Origin of the sequence: Mesorhizobium sp. M0816, assembly GCF_040320005.1 — a bacterium.
Lineage (GTDB): Bacteria > Pseudomonadota > Alphaproteobacteria > Rhizobiales > Rhizobiaceae > Mesorhizobium.
Window position 1 is genome coordinate 35,565 of the sequence record NZ_JAMYOT010000029.1, and the last position, 19,792, is coordinate 55,356.

General features: G+C 65.1%; 18 protein-coding genes. 6 read left to right on the plus strand and 12 right to left on the minus strand.

What is annotated here, in order from left to right; translation table 11 throughout:
• Positions 1–68 precede the first annotated feature (68 nt).
• The gene (gene mutL / locus NKI17_RS30085; RefSeq protein WP_352907170.1) at positions 69–1,919 is read left to right on the plus strand and encodes a DNA mismatch repair endonuclease MutL; all 1,851 of its coding nucleotides are present in this window, start codon (positions 69–71) and stop codon (positions 1,917–1,919) included.
• Between the two features lie 207 nt (positions 1,920–2,126).
• Here mutL and NKI17_RS30090 read toward each other — a convergent pair whose 3' ends face one another.
• Positions 2,127–3,020 carry a DMT family transporter gene (locus NKI17_RS30090; RefSeq protein WP_254817460.1) on the minus strand — a complete coding sequence of 298 codons (894 nt, stop codon included), beginning with the start codon at positions 3,018–3,020 and terminating at the stop codon, positions 2,127–2,129.
• A 90-nt stretch (positions 3,021–3,110) separates the two neighbouring features.
• Here NKI17_RS30090 and NKI17_RS30095 point away from each other — a divergent pair, with 90 nt between their 5' ends.
• On the plus strand, positions 3,111–4,037 hold the full coding sequence (locus NKI17_RS30095) for a LysR substrate-binding domain-containing protein (protein WP_352907171.1): 927 nt from the start codon (positions 3,111–3,113) through the stop codon (positions 4,035–4,037).
• Between the two features lie 275 nt (positions 4,038–4,312).
• Complete coding sequence (locus NKI17_RS30100) at positions 4,313–4,546, plus strand: DUF2093 domain-containing protein (RefSeq protein WP_031211156.1); 234 nt, start codon at positions 4,313–4,315, stop codon at positions 4,544–4,546.
• A 243-nt stretch (positions 4,547–4,789) separates the two neighbouring features.
• Here NKI17_RS30100 and lpxK read toward each other — a convergent pair whose 3' ends face one another.
• The 7 genes from lpxK to epmA form a co-directional block, all read right to left on the minus strand.
• Positions 4,790–5,818, minus strand: coding sequence for a tetraacyldisaccharide 4'-kinase (gene lpxK, locus NKI17_RS30105; RefSeq protein WP_352707196.1), 1,029 nt, complete (start codon positions 5,816–5,818; stop codon positions 4,790–4,792).
• 1 nt (position 5,819) lies between these two features.
• Positions 5,820–7,136 (minus strand): lipid IV(A) 3-deoxy-D-manno-octulosonic acid transferase, encoded by a 1,317-nt coding sequence (waaA, locus tag NKI17_RS30110; RefSeq protein ID WP_352616932.1) that lies wholly within the window; start codon positions 7,134–7,136, stop codon positions 5,820–5,822.
• Entirely contained in the window at positions 7,133–7,912 is a 780-nt protein-coding gene (locus NKI17_RS30115; RefSeq protein WP_023717166.1) for a lysophospholipid acyltransferase family protein, read from the minus strand. Before NKI17_RS30115 ends, waaA begins: the two co-directional genes overlap by 4 nt.
• 5 nt (positions 7,913–7,917) lie before the next feature.
• Positions 7,918–8,163 (minus strand): DUF4170 domain-containing protein, encoded by a 246-nt coding sequence (locus NKI17_RS30120; protein WP_023674378.1) that lies wholly within the window; start codon positions 8,161–8,163, stop codon positions 7,918–7,920.
• A gap of 74 nt (positions 8,164–8,237) precedes the next feature.
• Positions 8,238–9,044: a 3'(2'),5'-bisphosphate nucleotidase CysQ gene (locus NKI17_RS30125; RefSeq protein WP_352636583.1), complete on the minus strand. Its 807-nt coding sequence runs from the start codon at positions 9,042–9,044 to the stop codon at positions 8,238–8,240.
• The gene (locus NKI17_RS30130) at positions 9,031–10,374 is read right to left on the minus strand and encodes a TldD/PmbA family protein (RefSeq protein WP_352907172.1); all 1,344 of its coding nucleotides are present in this window, start codon (positions 10,372–10,374) and stop codon (positions 9,031–9,033) included. The genes NKI17_RS30125 and NKI17_RS30130 overlap by 14 nt, the downstream gene beginning before the upstream one ends.
• A gap of 168 nt (positions 10,375–10,542) precedes the next feature.
• The gene (gene epmA, locus NKI17_RS30135; protein WP_352624186.1) at positions 10,543–11,589 is read right to left on the minus strand and encodes an EF-P lysine aminoacylase EpmA; all 1,047 of its coding nucleotides are present in this window, start codon (positions 11,587–11,589) and stop codon (positions 10,543–10,545) included.
• Positions 11,590–11,703: 114 nt separating this feature from the next.
• Between epmA and efp the strand changes: the two genes are divergently transcribed.
• Positions 11,704–12,270: an elongation factor P gene (gene efp, locus NKI17_RS30140; protein WP_352907173.1), complete on the plus strand. Its 567-nt coding sequence runs from the start codon at positions 11,704–11,706 to the stop codon at positions 12,268–12,270.
• A gap of 131 nt (positions 12,271–12,401) precedes the next feature.
• Here the strand turns inward: efp and NKI17_RS30145 are convergent, their stop codons facing one another.
• Positions 12,402–13,409 carry an AraC family transcriptional regulator gene (locus NKI17_RS30145; protein ID WP_023674373.1) on the minus strand — a complete coding sequence of 336 codons (1,008 nt, stop codon included), beginning with the start codon at positions 13,407–13,409 and terminating at the stop codon, positions 12,402–12,404.
• 226 nt (positions 13,410–13,635) lie between these two features.
• Between NKI17_RS30145 and NKI17_RS30150 the strand changes: the two genes are divergently transcribed.
• Positions 13,636–15,018, plus strand: a complete 1,383-nt coding sequence (locus NKI17_RS30150) for an FAD-binding oxidoreductase (RefSeq protein WP_352624184.1) — start codon at positions 13,636–13,638, stop codon at positions 15,016–15,018.
• Positions 15,019–15,228: 210 nt separating this feature from the next.
• Positions 15,229–15,969, plus strand: coding sequence for a gamma-glutamylcyclotransferase (locus NKI17_RS30155; protein ID WP_023674368.1), 741 nt, complete (start codon positions 15,229–15,231; stop codon positions 15,967–15,969).
• Here the strand turns inward: NKI17_RS30155 and NKI17_RS30160 are convergent.
• From NKI17_RS30160 to NKI17_RS30170, 3 genes are read right to left on the minus strand one after another with little or no spacing between them, the layout of a single operon-like run.
• A complete protein-coding gene (locus tag NKI17_RS30160; RefSeq protein ID WP_352907174.1) occupies positions 15,956–17,938 on the minus strand; it encodes a glycoside hydrolase family 127 protein in 1,983 nt (660 codons plus the stop codon). The genes NKI17_RS30155 and NKI17_RS30160 overlap by 14 nt on opposite strands.
• Positions 17,939–17,965: 27 nt before the next feature.
• Positions 17,966–18,823, minus strand: a complete 858-nt coding sequence (locus NKI17_RS30165; protein WP_254817449.1) for a carbohydrate ABC transporter permease — start codon at positions 18,821–18,823, stop codon at positions 17,966–17,968.
• Positions 18,823–19,749, minus strand: a complete 927-nt coding sequence (locus NKI17_RS30170; protein ID WP_023674365.1) for a carbohydrate ABC transporter permease — start codon at positions 19,747–19,749, stop codon at positions 18,823–18,825. Before NKI17_RS30170 ends, NKI17_RS30165 begins: the two co-directional genes overlap by 1 nt.
• Positions 19,750–19,792 lie beyond the last annotated feature (43 nt).

Sequence of the window (19,792 nt, forward strand, 5' to 3'; positions counted from 1 at the left end):
CGATCAGCTGCGTGGATTTCCTCAATTCCGCCCTCCCGCATCGACCACGAATCCGCCTATAGTGCCCCATGCCGATCCGCCAGCTTTCCGAAACGATGATCAACCAGATCGCCGCCGGTGAAGTCATCGAGCGTCCGGCAAGCGTGGTCAAGGAACTGGTCGAGAACGCGCTGGATGCAGGCGCTACCAGAGTCGAGATCGTCACCGCCGGCGGCGGGCTGAACCTGATCCGCGTCAGCGACGACGGCTCGGGCATTCCGGAAAAAGAACTGGCGCTGGCGATCGCGCGCCATTGCACCTCCAAGCTCGCCGACAACATTCACGACATCCGTTCGCTCGGCTTTCGCGGCGAGGCCTTGCCGTCAATCGGCTCGGTGGCGCGGCTGTCGATCCGCTCGCGCACCGCGTCCAGTGAAAACGCCGCCGAGATCGGTATCGACGGCGGCCGCGTCTCCGCGGTCAGGCCGGCGGCGGCCAATCGCGGAACCACGGTCGAGGTGCGCGACCTGTTCTTCGCCACGCCCGCAAGGCTCAAATTCATGAAGGGCGAGCGCGCCGAAAGCACGGCCATCGGCGACGTGGTCAAGCGCATCGCCATCGCCTTTCCCGCCGTGCGCTTCACCCTGGCCGGCCCGGACCGCTCGACGCTGGAACTGCCGGCGACCGACGACAGCCCGGAAGGCCGGCTGCGCCGGGTGGCGCAGGTGATGGGCGCCGACTTTCCGGACAATGCGATCGCCATCGACGCGATGCGGGACGGCGTGCATCTCGCCGGCCATGTCTCGGTCCCCTCCTTCACCCGCGCCAACGCGCTGCAGCAATACGCCTATGTCAACGGCCGTCCGGTGCGTGACAAACTGATCGCCGGCGCCATTCGTGGCGCCTTCGCCGACGTGCTGCCGCGCGACCGCCATGCCGTCACCGTGCTGTTCCTGAGGCTCGATCCGGCGATCGTCGACGTCAACGTCCATCCGGCCAAGGCAGACGTGCGCTTCCGCGACCCGGGGCTGGTGCGCGGGCTGATCGTCGGCGCCATCCGCGAAGCGCTGGCCAATGCCGGCATCCGCGCCGCCACCACCGGGGCCGCCGGCATGATGGCGGCGTTCCGGCCAGGCGCCGCATCCTATGCGCATGGCGGCCCGGCCAACGGTCACCGCAGCTACGAGGCCGCCTATCGGGCATCGGGCTTTTCCGGATTCGATCCCGCCCGTTCGCCGCAGCGGCCGCTCAATATGGGCGACGGGTTCGGCGAGGACGAGCAGGCGGCCTTCGACGCGGGGCCGCTGCACAGCGCCGATGCGCGCGCCGGGCAAAACGAAGCGGCGGAAACGCTGCTCGGCACGGCGCTGGGCGCGGCGCGCGCGCAAGTGCACGAGAATTATATCGTCGCCCAGACCAGGGATTCGCTTGTCATCGTCGACCAGCATGCGGCGCATGAGCGGCTGGTCTACGAGGCCTTGAAGAACGCCCTCCACTCACGCGCGGTGCCGTCGCAGATGCTGCTGTTGCCCGAGATTGTCGATCTGTCGGAAGAGGATGCCGAGCGGCTTGCCAGGCATTCCGAGACGCTGGCCCGCTTCGGCCTCGGCATCGAGCGCTTCGGCCCCGGTGCCGTCGCGGTGCGCGAGACGCCGTCGATGCTCGGCGAGACCAACGTCCAGCAGCTGGTGCGCGATCTCGCCGACGAGATCGCCGACAACGACACGGTCGACACGCTGAAGGAGCGGCTGGACAAAATAGCCGCGACCATGGCCTGCCACGGCTCGGTACGTTCCGGCCGCCTGCTCAAGCCGGAAGAGATGAACGCGCTGCTGCGCCAGATGGAGGCGACGCCCGGCTCCGGCACCTGCAACCACGGCCGCCCGACCTATATCGAGCTCAAGCTCGCGGATATCGAGAGGCTGTTTGGGAGGCGGTGAGGAACTCGCAGGGCTCGGACCCCCACCCGGACCTTCGGTCCGACCTCCCCACAAAGGGGGAGGTTGGGAGATTAGCCGCGGGCGCCTCGCGAGGAGCTTACCCTCCCCCTTGTGGGGAGGGTCGCTGCGAAGCAGCGGGGTGGGGGTACGAAAAGAGCCGCTGTACAGCGGCTCGTTTCGAGTCAGGCACAGCCCCAAACCCTTTGCTCATCTCTTCAAATTCACCACGATGACGCCGCCCAGCGCCAGCGCGCCGCCGATTATGCCAAGCAGCGTCGGCACCTCGCCCAGCCAGAAGAAGCCGATCAGCGTCGCCACCGGCGACACCAGATAGAGGAAGTTCGAGGCACGCGCCGCGGGCAGTCGGGAAAGTGCTGTTGCCCATGCGGCATAGGCGATGAGGCTGGGCACGATGCCGAGAAAGATGACGGCGCCGAGCCCGGCGGTGTCGGCGACCGCCGCTTGCGCCAGACCGCTCGGCAGGAACGGCGACAGGCAGAGCGCGCCAAGCACCATGTTCGAGGCCGAGATCGTCAGCGGGTGGTGGCGACCAAACAGCGGCTTCTGGACGATGGTGTTGACGGCCGAGCACAGCGCCGAGCCGAGGACAAGCAGCGCACCGCTGTTGAAATGCAGCCCTTGCCCCTCGCCCATGGCGATGATCCCGATACCGGCGAAGGACAGGAATGTGCCGGCCCAGGCCAGGCCCGAGAAGCGTTCGCCGAGCAGCGCCATGGCCATGATGGCGGTGAAGATCGGGCTGACATTGATGATGAAGCCGGCCGCACCGGCCGAAACGGTCAGCTCGCCGAAATTGAGCATCACCGTGTAGAGTGCGACGAAGACGGCACCACCGAAGACAAAGCGCCAGAGTTCATCGAGCCTGGGCAGTGCCGGCCGCTTGACCGCGAGGAAGATCGCCGCCGGAACCGCGGCGATGGCAAAGCGCAGCGCGCCAAGTTCCAGCGGCCCGAAGGCGGCAAGGCCGGCGCGGATCGCCGGAAAGGCCGAGGCCCAGCCGACCACCGTCAGCGCCACCGCGATGGCAGCCGTGGCATCCATGCGCTGTGTCGTATTCAACGTGCCGGTGTAAGCGCTCATCTGGGTGTCCTCGCGATCCAATGCCATGAAGTAGAGAAACGCTATTGCGGGTCGGTTGACAAACGAACAAATCGAGGATCACCTGTGACTATGGATCACAGCTTAGACCCGATGCTGCCGCTCGAAACGCTGCGCGCCTTCGACGCCGCGGCTCGGACCGGCAGCTTTTCGGCGGCGGCCGAGAAGCTCAACATCACCCACGGCGCCGTCAGCCGGCAGATCGCCAAGCTCGAGGGTTGGCTCGGGCTGAAAGTCTTCGATCGCGGCGCGCGCGGCGTCTCGCTGACCATCGAGGGCAACCGGCTGCATCTGCGCACCACCGAAGCCTTTGCCCTGATCGCCAGCAACTCGGACCGTTGGGTCGAGCCGCGCGGCACGGCGGTGGTGCGGCTGACCTCGATCCCTTCGGTCAGCGGGCTGTGGCTGATGCCGCGCATGGCGGCGCTGGAGAACCACCCGTCCAAGCTGCGTATCGTGCTCGACGTCGACATCCGCCAAGGCGATCTTGCCGACGAGGGCATCGACCTGTCGATCCGCTGCGGGCGCGGTCGCATTCCGGGCCGGATCTCGGTGCAGCTTTTCGAAGAATATGTGTTCCCGGTCGCCTCGCCGGGACTGGCCAGGGAGATCGGTCGCGGAGATCCCGCCCGACTGCTCGAATTTCCGGTGATCAATGATTCCGACGCTTCGGCGTGGCGCGCCTGGTTTGCGGCGCAGGAGATGGACTATCGGCCGCGGCCGCACGACCGCCGTTTCGAGGACTACAACCTCGTGCTCGACGCCGCCGCGCACGGGCTCGGTATTGCGCTGGCACGTCCGCCGTTGACGGTGGACCAATTGAAATCGGGCCGCATCGTCGCCGTAGACGAGCGCAGTACGCTGAGCCCGATATCTTACTGGCTCGACCGGCCGCTGGGGCGCCCACGCGCCGCCGCCGCCGAACTCGCCCGGCGCATCGCGGTCCAGGCAGGACTAGCAGCGGAGAAGATCGAAGAGTTCCTTGAGGTAGAGAGCTAGGAGCGGCGGACAAGCGCTGATCTCCCCCCTTGTGGGGGAGATGCCCGGCAGGGCAGAGAGGGGCGCGAAGGATCGCTAGCCTCGCTAACTTTAAGACCAGCCGAGAACAAGCTGAGGACGCAATCGCAATCGATTGAGAGGTCCGCGGGACAGCGCCCCCCTCTGTCCTGCCGGACATCTCCCCCACTAGGGGGGAGATTGGCCGTCATCAACGTCAAGCTTGACCTCGCCGCAATTTGTGGCGATGACATCGTCATGAATTTCGGCACCACCCCATGATGAACCGTTTCGAAGGACCCGGCGGCAAGGAAGCCCGCATCCGCTATCTCGACGGCGACTTCCAGGTGACCAGCCCCGGCGCCTTCGTGCGCTGCGCGGTGACCGGCGAGAGCATCCCGCTCGACGAGCTCAAATACTGGAGTGTCGCCAGGCAAGAACCCTATGTGAATGCCGCCGCCTCGCTGCGCCGCGAGATCGAAGCGCATCCGGAACTGCGCCGCCGACGCTAGTCCAGCGCAAATGGAAGTCGCCCCGTTGCGATCCTGCGCCCTCTGCCGCGGCCTCAGGCCGGCAACACCGAAACCTTAGAGGCTATCTTGAAATAAAAAACCCGCCTCAGCCTCGAGGGCGGGTCACCGGCAAATCATCACCATAGCTAAATTACTACCATAGCTGCCGGCACAAAGCAAGAACAAAATACGTTCGAAGCTGCAAATTCCAGTCCCGCATTGCCTCGGTGCTCAAGCTTCTGGTCAGCCTTTAAGCCGGCGCTGCCGCCAGGCATCCAGCGTCTCGTCGATGATGCGTTGCGGCACATGGTCGAGCTCGAAGACGGTGTCGATCTCCAGCACATCGAGCCCGTCGAGGAATTCCGGCGGCGCCGCGCCGTGACGCAGGCGGGCAGCGTCCTTGGCGGTGGTAATGAGGCCAAGCCCGGCTTTACGTGCCGTCGCCGCCAATTCGGCAAGCTCGTCCGCACTGTAGAAATGATGGTCAGGAAACGGTCGGGTCAGCGCAAGCTCGCCGCCTGCCTCGCTTACCGTGTCGAAAAACCTGTCGGGATGGCCAATGCCGGCGAACGCCAGGAACCGCCTGCCGGCCAGCGTCACCTTGCTGCTCGGGGCAGTGTGCGCCTCGAAGATCGGCCTGCCGGCGCGCGCTGCCTGCCGCACGACCGTATCGGCCGCGGTGCCCTCGCCCATCTTCAGCAACGCGCTGGTGAAGACCAGCTGGTCGACGATGTTCGCCCGCAGCGGTCCGCCGGGGATGACGCGACCATTGCCGATGCCATGGCGCGCGTCGACGACGACCAGCGCATAGTCGATGTGGATGCGCGCGCTCTGAAAACCGTCATCCATGATCAGGAAATCGCAGCCGAGCTTCTCCAGCAGAAGCCTGGCGCCGGCGGCCCGGTTCGGCGTCACCGCGACCGGCGCATGTTCGGCCAGAAGCAGCGGCTCGTCGCCGACATGCTTGGCGGCGTCATGGTGCGGATCGACGATATGCGGCTGCGCGAAGGAGCCGCCATGGCCGCGCGACAGGAAACCCGGATTGAGCTGCATGCGCCTGGCCTGCTCGGCCAGCGCGATCGCCACCGGCGTCTTGCCGGTGCCGCCGACGGTGAAGTTGCCGACGCAGAGCACCGGCGCCTCGACCTTTTCGCGCGGCGCGTGCCGCATGCGGCGACCGGCGACAAGCGCATAGATGGCGGAAAGCGGCGACAGCGCCGTGACCCGCCAGTCCGGCTCTTCCCACCAGAAGGGTGGCGCTTCCGAGGTCACGTCAGCGCCCGTTCGCGCCCTTCAGGCGCGACTTGACGACCAGCGGCTGGATATAGGGCTCGAGCGACCTGAGCGTATGCGCCAGCGCACCGCGCATCTCGTCGACCGTCGCCGCACCCGCCGCCATCATCTCATGGCGAGCCGCCTCGTTGGTCAAAAGGAAATTAACGGCGCCGGCCAGCATATCGCGGTCGCGCACCAGCTTGGCGCCGCCGCTATCGAGCAGGCGCTGATAGGCCTCGCGAAAATTCTGAACGTTGCGGCCGGCAAGCACCGCTGTCTCCAGCATGGCTGGTTCCAGCGGGTTCTGGCCGCCCTCGGAAGTCAGCGAACGGCCGACAAAGGCGATTTCCGTCAGCCTCAGATAAAGCCCCATCTCGCCGATCGTGTCGCCGAGCAGAATATCCGTGTCGGCGGTGATCCTGTCGCCCTTGCTGCGCTGCGCCAGCTTCAGGCCCATGCCGGAAATCTGGGCGGCCAGCTGCCCGGCGCGATCGGGATGGCGCGGCACGATGATCGTCAAAAGCCCGTGGTGGCGCTTGTGCAGCATGGCGTGAACTTCGGCGGCGACCGCCTCTTCGCCATCATGGGTAGAGGTCGCCGCCCAGGTCGGGCGACCGCCGATCTGGCGTTTCAGCGCCGCCAGTGCCCGCTCGTCGGCCGGCGGCGGCGCGGTGTCGACCTTGAGATTGCCGGATACGGTGACCGGCCGGGCGCCGAGCGACAGGAAGCGCTCGCCATCGAGATCCGACTGGGCGACGACATGGGCAAGATTTTCGAACAATGCTTCGGCAATGTTGGCGCGCTTCTTCCAGGACTTGAAGGAGCGGTCGGACAGCCTGCCGTTGACCAGAACCTGCGGCACGCGGCGGGCGCCGAGTTCCAGGATGGTCATCGGCCAGATCTCCGATTCGGCGATGATCGCCAGGTCCGGCTGCCAATGGTCGAGGAAGCGGCTGACCGCCGGCTTGAGGTCGAGCGGCACATATTGGTGGATGATGCGGTCGCCCAGCCGTTCTTCGGCGACCTGCGCCGAGGTGACCGTGCCCGTCGTCAGCACGATGTTGACGCCGTAATCGAGAATGCTCTCGACCAGCGGCACGACGGCGATGGTCTCGCCGACGCTGGCTGCATGGATCCAGATCACCGGGCCTTCGGGACGCTCGCGTCCGGCGACGCCGTAGCGTTCACGCCGGCGAATGCGGTCCTCCTTGCCTCTGGAAGTGCGCCAGGCGACGTAAGGTCCGACCAGCGGGTAAGCGGCGGCCCCGGCGAAGCGGTAGGCCGTCAGGAAGGCGCGGGCCCAGCGCATACTCATTTCGAACCGTCCACAAGGCGATAGGCCTCGGCGGTCGCGGCATTGAGCGAGGCCGTGACCTCCTGGCGCTTGCGTTCCATTTCCGCGGCGTCGGCGTTGGCCGGCACGAAGACAGGCGTGCCGACGACAATCGAGGAGCGGCCGAAGGGCAAGTTGATCGTCGTCTTGTCCCAGCTGCCCTCGATCACCTTGCGGCGGCTGGTGGCTATCGCGGCAGGCAGGATCGGCCGGCCGGACAGCCGCGCCAGAAGGACGACGCCGAGCCCCGCATCGCGCGGCGTGCCGTGGGGAATATCAGCAATCATGGCGACATTCTTGCCGGTGGCGAGCGACTTTTTGAGGGCGATGAGCGCCTTGGCCCCGCCCTTGTCGAGATGCCTTGCGCTTTCGCGCCCGCCAGAGCCGCGCACCGCCTCGATGCCGAATTTCTCGACCATCAGCGCGTTGAGCTCGGCATCGGCGCTGCGCGATACCATGGCAACCAGCGGCCGTCCCTTGGGATAGTAGGCCGGGGTCAGCAGGTGCTGGCCGTGCCAGAGCGCGATGATGCCAGGCTCGAGCTGCGCATAGGCGCCGCCGGAAAACTTGGCCGATCCGTCGACCATGCGGTTGGTCAAGCGGACAAGGCGGACGAAATACGCAAACAGCGCGGCAAGCGCATTCTTGACGAATCGCGACTGCGCCAGCGGTTCGCGGATCTTGCGCCAGAACGTCTTCGGCTTGCGACGTCTGACCGCCGACCGCGGGGCTGATCGCTTGACCGCTTCATGGTTCATCGATGTCAACCGACAGCCTTGTTTTCGGGGTCGAGCAGGCGGTGCAGGTGAACGACGAAATAGCGCATATGGGCATTGTCGACGCTAGCTTGCGCCTTGGCCTTCCAGACGGCGTGCGCCGATTGATAGTCCGGATAGATGCCGACAATATCGAGCGCGTCGAGATCGCGGAATTCGGTGCCGCCCAGCTTCTTGAGTTCGCCGCCGAACACCAGGTGCAAAAGCTGTTTCTTTCCGTCTTCAGCGGCCATGTCGATCCTTCACATATCGTGAGTTTGGGACAGGTCTAGACCAAAGCCGCCGACTTTGGAACTATTGATAGTGGTCAATTGTCCAGGCCGGCGATGACGCCGGCGAGCACGGCGAGGAGTTCGCCGCTGCCGGCGGCGAGCGGTCCGTGACGGATCACTTCGCCGGCATAGAGCGGCGCGCGGCCATGCCGATCGAGCAAGGCGCCGCCTGCCTCGCGCAGGATGAGATCGGCCGCGGCGATGTCCCAGTCATGCGCGTTGGCCTTGACGAAGGTGGCATCGAGCTGGCCGCCGGCGATCATCGCCAGCCGGTAGGCGAGCGAAGGAATATAGAGCACGCGCTTCAGCCGTTTGTGCCATTTCGCCGGCATCAGGTCGATCATCGCCTGCGGTCCGGCGATTTCGGCCGTTTCCGACGGCGGACGCACGCTGATGCGCCTGCCATTCAGGAACGCGCCCTCGCCCGGCAGCGCCCAATAGATTTCGCCCTTCGCCGGGCAGTCGAGCACGCCGGCAAGCGTTCGGCCGTTCTCGACCACAGCGACACTGACGCACCATGTGGGCAGCCCTTCGAGGAAGCCGCGCGTGCCGTCGATCGGATCGACGACAAAGGTGCGGCGCGCGACGAGCCTTACCGGGTCGTCGACGGTTTCCTCCGACAGCCAGCCATAATCCGGCCGGGCCGCCAGCAAGGTCTCGCGCAGATATTTGTCGGCGGCGTGATCGGCTTCGCTGACCGGCGAGGTGCCGCCCTTCATCCACACCTGCGGATTGTTGTTGAAGTACTGCATGGCGATGAGCCCCGCCTCGCGGGCGGCATCGCGCAACAGCTGCAGGTCTTCAGTAGCGCCGGCCGAGACGGCCGGGTCAAGCTCCGGCAAGGGTCATTCCTTCGATCAAAAGCGTGGGCGCGGCAGTGCCGAAATTGCGGTCGAGATCGCTCGCCGGAACCATGTTGAGGAACATCGTCTTCAGATTGGAGGCGACGGTCACCTCGGCGACGGGATAGGCCAGCTCGCCATTTTCGATCCAGAAGCCGGAAGCGCCGCGGCTATATTCGCCCGTCACCATGTCGACGCCCTGGCCGAACACTTCGGTGACGTAGAAGCCGGTCTTGAGCGACTTGATCAGCTCTTCCGGCGTATTTTCCCCGGGCTCGATGGCGAGATTGGTCGACGACGGCGAGACCGACGAGCCGCTGCGCGAGCCGCGCCCATTGGTGACGAGGCCGAGTTCCCGAGCCGCCGAAGTCGACAGGAACCAGTGGTTGAGCACGCCCTTGTCGACCATGAACAGTTTTTCGCCCTCGACGCCTTCGCCGTCGAACGGGCGCGAGGCCTGTCCACGGCGCCGGAGCGGCTCGTCGGTGACGGTGATTGCGGCCGAAGCCACCTTCTTGCCCATCATGTCGCGGAGAAAGCTGGTCTTGCGCGCGACCGCGGCGCCATTGATGGCACCGGCAAGGTGGCCGGCAATGCCGCGCGCCACACGCGGATCGAACACCACGTCGACAGGCCCGGTCGCCGCCTTGCGCGCGCCAATGCGGCGTACGGCGCGCTCACCGGCCTTGCGGCCGATGTCTTCCGGCGCGTCGAGATCGGAAAAATGCTGGCGCGAGGAGAATTCGTAGTCGCGCTCCATGCCGGTGCCCTCGCCGGCGATCACGCTGGTCGAGCGTGAAAAACGCGAGGCGACGTAATGGCCGACGAAGCCGTGCGAGGTGGCGAGCACCAGGCCGCCGAGCCCGGCACTGGCGCCACTGCCGGCCGAATTGGTGACGCCCTTGACGGCAAGCGCCGCCGCTTCGGCGGCAAGCGCTGCTTCCTTCAACTGGTCCGCCGACACCTCGGTGGCATCGAACAGATCGAGGTCGCGCGGTTTCTTGACCAGCAAGGCCGGGTCGGCGAGGCCCTGATAGGGATCCTCGGGGGATACCTTGGCCATGGCGACCGCGCGCTCGGCCAGCATATTGGGGTCGGATGCCGCCGTTGCCGAAACGCTCGCTACCCGCTTGCCGACGAAGACGCGCAGCGAGACGTCCTCGCTCTCGGACGCCTCTGTGCCTTCGACCTTGCCAAGCCGCACCGACACGCCGGTCGAGCGGCCGCGTACCGCAACGGCATCGGCGGCATCGGCGCCGGCCCGTTTGGCAGCCTCGACCAGGGCCGCGACGCGATCGGTCAGTTTCGCTGCGTCGAGCGTATCGGTCATGCGCATGATCCTGTTATTTCCGGCCGGCTGAAGGGCAGCCGCTGCTGCACCATCTATTGTCCCGATGCCGCTTCTGCAATGGGAGAAGCGGGCAAACCGGGTGCATCAAGCGCCGAAACAGAACCGCAGGCCGCAGGCGGATGAACGGCGAGCGAGATCGACAATCCCTCAGGAAGCGGCCACCGGCGTCCAGATCACGTCGTCGATCCTGAGCGCACCGGTGGCGAGCATCACCAGCCGGTCGAAGCCGAGCGCGGCGCCGCTCGCCTGCGGCATGATGGCGAGCGCGGCGAGGAAGTCCTCGTCGATCGGGTAGCGTTCGCCATAGACGCGCTGCTTCTCGTCCATCTCGACGGCAAAGCGCCGGCGCTGCTCGGCCGGGTCGGTCAACTCGCCGAAGGCGTTGGCGAGCTCGACGCCGCAGCAATAAAGCTCGAAACGCTCGGCGGTGCGCGGATCGTCGGCGCTCGGCCGGGCCAATGCCGCCTCCGAGATCGGATATCCGAAAAGGATGGTGGGGCGTCCCTGCCCCAGCGCCGGCTCGATTTTTTCGACCATCACCCGGCTGAACAGGTCGGCCCAATTGTCGTCGGGCGCGGTCCGCAATCCGGCCTGGACCAGGGCGGCATGCAACCCCGCGCGGTCGGTGCTGCCGTCGGCTGCAACCGTCGCCAGCAGATCGATGCCGGCATGGCGCATGAAGGCTTCGGCGACGCTCAACCGTTCCGGCTCGGCGAACGGGTCGGCCTCGCGGCCGCGGAAGCTAAAACGCTTCGCTCCGGCCCGTTCGGCCGCCAGCGCTACGAGCTCGGCGCAATCGCGCATCAGGCTCTCATAGGTCTCGCCGACGCGGTACCATTCGAGCATGGTGAACTCAGGATGGTGCAAGGGGCCGCGCTCGCGGTTGCGCCAGACAGCCCCGAGGCTGAAGATGCGCTCCTCGCCGGCGGCAAGCAGCTTCTTGCAGGCGAATTCCGGCGACGTGTGGAGGTAGAGCGGCTGGCGCTGCCCGTCCGGCCCGATCGCCTCGGTGGCAAAGGCCGACAGGTGCGCTTCATTGCCGGGCGAGACCTGCAGGGCCGATGTCTCCACCTCGACGAAGTCGCGGCGGGCGAACCAGTCGCGCATCCCGGCGGCAATGGCATTGCGCAGGATCAGCCGCGGCCGGCGGTCGGCGTGGACATGCGGCGTCCACCACGGCGAGGCGGCGGTCATCGGCTTCAGGGGAATTGCACAGAGGGCTGGCGATTGCGGCCAAGATGCGCTAGGCCGCACGCAACGGCCTCTCCAGCCGATTTGCGCCAACAAATTTTATTAGGATGGAAACCCGTGAAGGTCATCGCCAGCTCCTTACGCAAAGGCAACGTCGTCGAAAAGGACGGCAAGCTTTATGTGATCCTCTTTGCCGAAAACATTCATCCTGGCAAGGGTACGCCGGTCACCCAGCTCGACATGCGGCGTATCTCCGACGGGGTAAAGGTTTCCGAGCGTTACCGCACCACCGAGCAGGTCGAGCGCGCCTATGTCGAGGAGCGCGAGCACACTTTCCTCTACCGTGACGGCGAAGGCTTTCACTTCATGAATCCGGAAACTTACGATCAGGTTGCGGTACCGGAAAGCGTGGTCGCCGACATGGCGCCTTATCTGGTGGAAGGCATGCCCGTGCAGATCTCGCAATACAACAACATCGCCATCTCGCTGGTACTGCCGCAGCGCGCCACTTTCGAGGTGGTCGAGACCGAGCCGGTGACCAAGGGCCAGACGGCGTCGTCGTCCTACAAGCCGGCAACGCTGTCCAACGGCGTGCGTACCCTGGTGCCGCCACACATCAGCGCCGGCACCCGCGTGGTGGTGATGACGGCCGATGGCGCCTATGTCGAGCGCGCGAAGGATTGAGGCGCGAAGTCTGACACGCCTCGCCGAAAGCGTCGCGGCGGCCGGTCATCGTCTACCGCTTTGTGCCAGGGGCTTTCGAGCATTGGGGCGCTGCACGCAGACTGAAGCGTCAACGCCCTGCCAGTTCTTTCCTATTGCACGACGCCAGCGGGCAATCTCTGAGCCTCGAGCAACGCCGACCGTCCCTTTCGCCAGGTGCCAGGTGGAATGCCGACGAACTTTTTGAAGGCGCGATTGAAGGCGGCTTCCGACTCGTAGCCGACCTCGGCACCCGCTTGCGCGATGCTCATTTCGGGGCGTTCGAGCAAGCGTCCTGCCAGTTGCAGACGCCAGCGAGCAAGATAGTGCATGGGGGAGACCTCGACATAGTGGGTAAAGCGGCTCGCAAACGCCGTGCGCGAGAGCCCTACTTCGCGGGCGAGCCGGTCCAATGTCCATTCCTCCCTGGGGCGAGCGTGGATGAGCCGGAGCGCCTCGCCGACATGTGGATCCCGTAGGCCTGACAGCCAGCCGCGCGAATCGTCGGGGAGGGTCTCGAGATGGCGGCGGATGATCTCGACAAACATCAGCTCGCTCAGCTTGGCGAGGATCGTCTCACAGCCCGCCCGCCCACTGCCACCTTCAGCCAGCGCCAGCCGAAAAAGGTCGATAACCCAGCTGCTTCCATCGGCGGGCTTGCGGGCACACAGGATGGCCGGCAATGCGGCCAGGAGAGGATTGAAGGGACGTGCATCGCAGCCAAGATACCCGCAAATGAACCGGGTCCGCTCGTCTCCCCCGCCACCATGGATCACCGCGAACGGCAGGCTCTCGTCTATCGGCCGATAATACATCGCCATATTGGGTTCGCCCCGCGCCCCCGGCGAGGAGCTCAACACGTTCGGAACACCACCGGGGAAGACAACGACATCACCGGCGTTCACGAGCACCGGCGGCACCGAATCGTCTCCCAGCGCGGCCCAGCACGAGCCCGACATCACGGCATGAAAAGAAATGATGTGCTCTGCCTCCGGCATGACGGCGGCGGCAATGTCGGCCGTGCCCGGCGACTCGCCAACCCAGGGAGAGCTGGCGTCGACGTCGAAATAGATCGCACCGGTGAGGCGAACGGCTCGGAGCACATCGGAAAGGACATCCATGCACTACACCTCCGGAAACGATCGGCTACTCCCTTTGACAACGAGTTTTTCCGCCAGGCATCTCGAACTATCCGGCAATATGGCCGCCCGAGCAACTATCCATCCGGTCTAATCCTACTCTGAACGATCGGGCAACAGAAATGGACGATGTGACATTTGCGGGAACAGCGGACGGGATTAGCGTTTCATCGGCCGGCCGACAGGTCCAATAACAGGGAGGAATGTCATGAACGATGAAGACATCACCAAATTCGCAGCAAGCCTGCGAGGCGAAGTCATCCGCGCCGGCGACGCCCGCTATGACGAGGCCCGCAAGCTCTACAACGGCATGATCGACAAGCGGCCGCTGATCATCGCCCGCTGTGTCGACGTCGCCGACGTAATCACAGCGGTGAATTTCGGCCGCGACAACAATTTGCTGGTTGCGGTACGTGGCGGCGGCCATAACGGACCAGGATTGGGGAGCTGCGACGACGGTCTGGTGATCGACCTGTCGGCGATGAACGGCGTGCGCGTCGATCCGGATGCCCGCACGGCGCGGGTAGGCCCGGGCTGTACTCAGGGCGACCTCGACCATGCCACCCATGCCTTTGGCCTGGCCGTACCGGCGGGCATCATCTCGACCACCGGGGTCGCCGGACTGACGCTGAGCGGCGGCCATGGCTATCTGACGCGCAAATATGGCCTGACCATCGATAATCTGATCGAGGCCGATGTCGTGCTTGCCGATGGAAGCTTCGTCACCGCCAGCAAGGAGCGGAACCCCAACCTGTTCTGGGCGCTTCGCGGCGGCGGCGGCAATTTCGGCATCGTCACCAGCTTTGTGTTCAAGCTCCACCAGGTCAGCATGGTCTTTGCGGGGCCGATCGCATGGGATCAGCGCCACGCCCGCACCATCATGCAGCATTATCGCGAGTTCCTGCCGAACGCGCCCGAAGAACTCGGGATCTTTCTCGGGCTCAAGACCGTCCTCTCGAGCGCACCCTTCCCGGAAGAGTTTTGGGGAAAGCGGATGTGTCTGCTGATGTGCTGCTACAACGGCCCGGAGGAAAAGGGCAGAGAGGCGCTGGCCCCGCTGCTCGATGCGCTGCCCGCGCCCTGGTTCAACTGGATGGGAACGATGCCCTATCCCGCGGTGCAGAGCATGTTCGATGGGCTCTACCCGAAGGGAATGCAGTGGTACTGGCGGGGCGATTTCGTCAAGACGCTGTCCGACGAGGCGATCGACGCCCATCTCGCGCAGGCGGCGAAGACGCCGAGCGAGCTATCGCTCATGCACCTCTACCCGATCGATGGTGCGGTCCATCGCGTCGGCAAAGACGAGACACCCTGGAATTACCGTGATGCGACCTGGTCGATGGTCATCGCCGGGATCGATCCGGACCCACAGAAAGCGGGGCCGGTGACGCGCTGGACCAAGGCCTACTGGGAGGCCGTGCATCCGTTCGATCTGGGCGGCGCCTACCTGAACTTCATGATGGATGACGAGGGCGATGCAAGGCTCAAGGCGGCTTATGGCGACAACTATGAGCGCCTGGCTACGCTGAAGAAGAAATACGACCCAAACAACCTCTTCCGGGTGAACCAGAACATTCGACCGGCTGCTTGACGGCGGTGGCGGCCGGCCAGATCAGCCTCCGCACTGAAGCGCGTCGCGCTGAAATGGGTTCAGTCGACGCGCTTAAGCCCGCTGGGTATTTCGTCGAATCCAGTCAAGCTGTTGTACATGACAGTTCGGATGCTGATCCGCGCCGGTGTACTCGGCCCTTGAGAATCCTCCAGCCTTCGGCAACATGGCGGCAAGGCTGAGAGCATGAGGATGAGCAAGGTCATTTCCGCCGCATCACGGCGTTCGCCGCGCAAGACACCGATGGCGCTGACCGAGGCGCTGGTCGCCCGCACCTTGCGTGCGGTCGAGGATGCCGGGCCGACGCCGGGCATGGTCTACATGACCGATGCCGATTACGCGCGCATTCGCGACGAGGTGCTGGCCGGCGCGCCGGGCGGGCCGGTGAAGCTGTTCGCCTATGGCTCGCTGCTGTGGAAGCCGGCCGGCGAGGTCAGGGGTGGCGAACGGGCCGTGGCGACGGGCTGGCATCGTTCGTTCTGTTTTACGGTGCAGCGCTTCAGGGGCACCATCGAGCAGCCCGGCCTGATGATGGCCCTCGACCGCGGCGGCCAGTGTCAGGGCATGGTATTCGAGATCGCCGAGCCAGTGGGGGCCAATCTCGAAACGTTGCTGCGACGTGAGATGACCATCCTGCCGGCCGTCAACGTGCCGCGCTGGCTGCAGGTCAGGACGGGCGACGGCACGGGCCAAGCGCTTGGTTTCGTTGTCGATCCCGCCAATCCGCGCTATGCCGGCAAGCTCGAAAAGCGAGCGATAGCGGCGACCCTGGCCACGGCCGTCGGCCATTGGGGTTCGGGCGCCGAATATCTGTTCGAGACCATTCGCCATCTCGACGCCTGCGGCATCCGCGACCGCAATCTCTGGCAGTTGCAGGAACTTGTGGCCGAGGAGATCGGTCGGGCGCTGCGATCGGGCTTCATTCGTCCCTGAGCCAGACCAGCATCTCGCCGGGGTCGCGGTTGTCCCAGGCGAAATACGGCACGGCGGTGATTTTCGCGTCCTCGACCGCCGGCGGTTCGGTGCGGTAGAGCCCCTCTTCCCAGTTTTCGAAAGCCTCCTTTTTGGCAATCGCCGAAAGTGTCACGACGCCGCCCAGAAGGTTCGGCTGCTGATGCGCCTCGATGTCGGCCGTGCGCGGCAGAGCGATGCGGTGCAGCTGGCTGGAATTGTCGGTCTCCTCGACGCAATAGATCAGCGGGCCGCGCGCCAGTGCGACACGGCCGATATCCTGCCGCACCTGCGGATTGGCGTAGAGGCGGTCGACGGCCATTTCGAGGTCGAGCTCGACCCGGTCGCCCTTGCGCCATTCGCGGCGGATCGCGGCATAGCCGTCGCTGCTGATGGCAGCCAGATCGACATCGGCGCCGTTGACCTTGAGCGCTGCCTTGCGGCACCAGGCCGGCAAGCGCAGGTGCAAAGTGAACTCGGTCGGAGCTTCCGGTTCGACAGAGATCGAGACCGCGCCGTCCCATGGATAGTTACTGGTCTGGGAGAGCTCTATTTGCCGGCCCGCGATATCGAAACGAGCCGTGCCGTTTCCATAGAGATGGACGGCGAGTGCGTCGTCCGACAGGCCATAGAAATAGCTGCCGATCGAGGCGACCATGCGCCCGACATTGGGCGGGCAGCACGGGCAGCGATGCCATTTCCAGCGGTGGTGGGCGCCGCGGCTTTCGAGCGGATTTTCGTAGAAGAACAGCGAGCCGTCGAGCGACAGGCCGGAGATCGAGCCGTTGTAGAGCGCCCGCTCCATAATGTCGGCGTAGCGCGCATTGGGGCCCATGCCGAGCATGCGGCTAGCCCAGAACACGAGGCCGACCGAAGCACAGGTCTCGGCATAGGCGGTGTCGTTGGGCAGGTCGTAGTCGGCGGTGAAACCCTCATTGTGCGACGACGGCCCGAGGCCGCCGGTGACGTAGAGGTTCTTGGTCATGAGGTCGTCCCACAGCCGGTCGAGCGCCACCCGCAGCGTGTCGTCGCCATATTCGGTGGCGATGTCGGCCATCCCCGAATAGAGATACATCGCCCGCACCGCATGGCCGACGACCTTGTCCTGCTCGCGCACCGGCTTGTGCGACTGGTTGTATTCGTAGGTTTTGAAATGATAGGCCTTGGGGTCGGCGCCGCGGGCGCGCGCCTCCTCGTCGAAATAATGCGGCTGCTGTCCGCGCTGATCGATGAAATATCTGGCAAGCTCCATGTATTTGCGCTCGCCCGTCACCCGTGCCAGCTTGACCAGCGCCAGCTCGATCTCCTCATGGCCGCAATAGCCCTTCTTCTTGCCGGGCTCGGGACCGAACGTCTCGGCGATGTGATCGACATAGCGGCACATGATGTCGAGCAGCTTGCGTTTTCCCGTGGCCTGGTAATAGGCGACCGCGCCTTCGATCAGGTGGCCGGCGCAATAGAGCTCGTGGCAATCGCGCAGATTGGTCCAGCGCAGGCCGGGCTGGATGCGCTGGTACCAGCTCGACAGATAGCCGTCGGGCTGCTGCAGCTTGCCATACATGTCGATGACGGCATCGATCTTCGTCTCCAGCTCGTCGTTGCGGCGGCGGTAGAGCGAATAGGCGGCGGTCTCGATGGTCTTGCCCCAATCGGAGTCCCAGAACATCTGCGTCGTCACCGTCGATCCGGTGAACTCGTTGCCGGCGGTCGCCGCCTCGTCCGGTGAAGGTGAGTGGAACGGAATGACGACGCCCGGGGATGGCCGGTCCGGATCGATCTGCTCGAGCATGCGCGCCTCGACGCAGCGGTCATAGAGGATGCCGGCGGTCTTCGAGGCGACGGCATCGACGCGGTCGCCCCAGAAGCCGCGCACATCGACCTGCGGCACGGGCAGCGGGCGGAAGGCGAGTTTCGGCTTGGCGCCCTGACTGGCGGATTGCGATGCGGTCATCAATTTACTCCGGTTCGGTTCGATTGGTCACTTCACGGCCCCTGCCATCAGGCCGCGGATGTAGAAGCGCTGCAGCAGCAGGAAGAGCACCAGGCACGGCACCATCATCACGGTGACGCCGGCCTGCACGGCGCCCCAGTCGATCGCGCCGAAGCGGCCGGACTGCAGTGCGGTCATCATGATCGGCAGCGTGAATTTGGACTGGTCGGTCATCAGCACCAGCGCCGCCAAAAACTCGTTCCAGGCGCCGAGGAAGGCGAACAGCGCGATGGTGACGATTCCCGGCCAGACCAGCGGCAGCATCACTCTGAGCAGCATGGTGACGTTGTTGGCGCCGTCCATGCGCGCGGCCTCCTCGATCTCGCGCGGCACCGCATCGAAGGCGTTGCGCATCATGAAGATCGAGAACGGCAGCTGCAGCGTGACGTAGACGCAGACCAGCCCGGTCAGCGTGTTGTGCAGGCCAATTTTTGTCAGCACCAGGAAGATCGGCGTCAGGATCGACTGGAACGGGATCATGATCGTCGACAGGATGACGACGAAGAGCAGGTTCTTCAGCGGAAAGCGGAAGCGCGAGAAACCGTAGCCGGCGAGCACGCTGACGATCACCGACAGCACCACGGTCATGACCGAGACGTAGATGCTGTTTTGCGCCGGCAGCCAGAGGCCGTCGCCGAAGGTGTTGAGCGTGGCGTAGTTCTCGAGCGAGATGCCGCTGGTCGGCCAGGGCGGCAGCGGCGGCTGACGCGCCTCCTGCGCCGGCTTGAAGGCCGAAAGCACCGTCCAGGCGATCGGCGCCAGGAACAGTATCGACGCGATGATGCCGGTCGAGTGCTCGGCAATCTGCATGCCGATGCGGCGTTTGCGGCTCCTTGCCTGCGCCATCAGTCGACCCCTTCCGGATTGCGCAGCAGCCGCAGCTGGATCAGGCTGAGCGCCACCAGGATGACCAGCAGGACCATCGAAAGTGCTGCGCCATAGCCGAGCTTGAACGACACGAAGGACTGGTTGAAGATCCAGTAGACGGCGGTCAGCGTCTGATTGCGCGGGCCGCCGCGCAGGATGATGTAGAACTGGTCGAAGGCGAGGATCGAGCCGGCGACCGACAGGATCAGCGCCAGCGCCAGCGTGCGGCGCATCAAAGGCAAGGTAATCGCCCGGAACCGCGCGAATGGCCCTGCCCCGTCGATCATCGCCGCCTCCTGCAGATCCGGCGGGATCGACTGCAGGCCGGTCATCAGGATGATCATGGTGAAGCCCGCCACCTTCCACACGACCATGGCGATGATCGACCAGAAGGCCGGCTGGAAGGTCGCCAGCAGGTTGAATTTCTTCTCGGTCAGGCCGAGCTCGAAGGCGGCCGGGCTGAACAGTCCGGAATCGACATTGAGCAGCCACGACCACAAAAGGCTGGCCGAGGCGAAGCCGATAACCGCCGGCATGAAGAAGGACGTGCGGTAGAAGCCGGTCAGTTGCCGCGGCCTTTCGATGAACAGCGCCAGCGGAAAGGCGACGGCGAAGATCGCGATCGTGACCACCACCGTGTAGTAGCCGGTGAACTTCAGCGCGTTCCAGAAGCGGGTGTCGCGCAGGATCGCCCAGTAATTGTCGAGGCCGATAAAGCTATGCGCGCCCATCAGCGGCCAGTTGTGCAGCGACATCCAGGCGGTCATGCAAAGCGGCACGATGAAGAAGACGACGACAAGGGCAACGGCGGGCGCGACATAGAGCAGGCCGATCCACTGCCGGCGGCCGGCGCCGACGAGTTTGTATGCGCGCGCTGGCGCGGAGATTGCTGTGATGGTGGTCATGCCGTGGTCTTCCGTTAGCGCTACGTCCCCCTCCCCCTTGAGG

Excerpts from the sequence above, each read along its gene's own strand:
- NKI17_RS30130 (WP_352907172.1), bottom strand. The coding sequence starts at position 10,374 with ATGACCGATACGCTCGACGCAGCGAAACTGACCGATCGCGTCGCGGCC.
- waaA (WP_352616932.1), bottom strand. The coding sequence starts at position 7,136 with ATGAGTATGCGCTGGGCCCGCGCCTTCCTGACGGCCTACCGCTTCGCC.
- NKI17_RS30090 (WP_254817460.1), bottom strand. The coding sequence starts at position 3,020 with ATGAGCGCTTACACCGGCACGTTGAATACGACACAGCGCATGGATGCC.
- NKI17_RS30115 (WP_023717166.1), bottom strand. The coding sequence starts at position 7,912 with ATGAACCATGAAGCGGTCAAGCGATCAGCCCCGCGGTCGGCGGTCAGA.
- NKI17_RS30150 (WP_352624184.1), top strand. The coding sequence starts at position 13,636 with ATGAACGATGAAGACATCACCAAATTCGCAGCAAGCCTGCGAGGCGAA.
- NKI17_RS30100 (WP_031211156.1), top strand. The coding sequence starts at position 4,313 with ATGATGAACCGTTTCGAAGGACCCGGCGGCAAGGAAGCCCGCATCCGC.
- NKI17_RS30170 (WP_023674365.1), bottom strand. The coding sequence starts at position 19,749 with ATGACCACCATCACAGCAATCTCCGCGCCAGCGCGCGCATACAAACTC.
- mutL (WP_352907170.1), top strand. The coding sequence starts at position 69 with ATGCCGATCCGCCAGCTTTCCGAAACGATGATCAACCAGATCGCCGCC.
- NKI17_RS30155 (WP_023674368.1), top strand. The coding sequence starts at position 15,229 with ATGAGCAAGGTCATTTCCGCCGCATCACGGCGTTCGCCGCGCAAGACA.
- NKI17_RS30165 (WP_254817449.1), bottom strand. The coding sequence starts at position 18,823 with ATGGCGCAGGCAAGGAGCCGCAAACGCCGCATCGGCATGCAGATTGCC.
- epmA (WP_352624186.1), bottom strand. The coding sequence starts at position 11,589 with ATGACCGCCGCCTCGCCGTGGTGGACGCCGCATGTCCACGCCGACCGC.
- NKI17_RS30145 (WP_023674373.1), bottom strand. The coding sequence starts at position 13,409 with ATGGATGTCCTTTCCGATGTGCTCCGAGCCGTTCGCCTCACCGGTGCG.
- NKI17_RS30095 (WP_352907171.1), top strand. The coding sequence starts at position 3,111 with ATGGATCACAGCTTAGACCCGATGCTGCCGCTCGAAACGCTGCGCGCC.
- NKI17_RS30120 (WP_023674378.1), bottom strand. The coding sequence starts at position 8,163 with ATGGCCGCTGAAGACGGAAAGAAACAGCTTTTGCACCTGGTGTTCGGC.
- NKI17_RS30160 (WP_352907174.1), bottom strand. The coding sequence starts at position 17,938 with ATGACCGCATCGCAATCCGCCAGTCAGGGCGCCAAGCCGAAACTCGCC.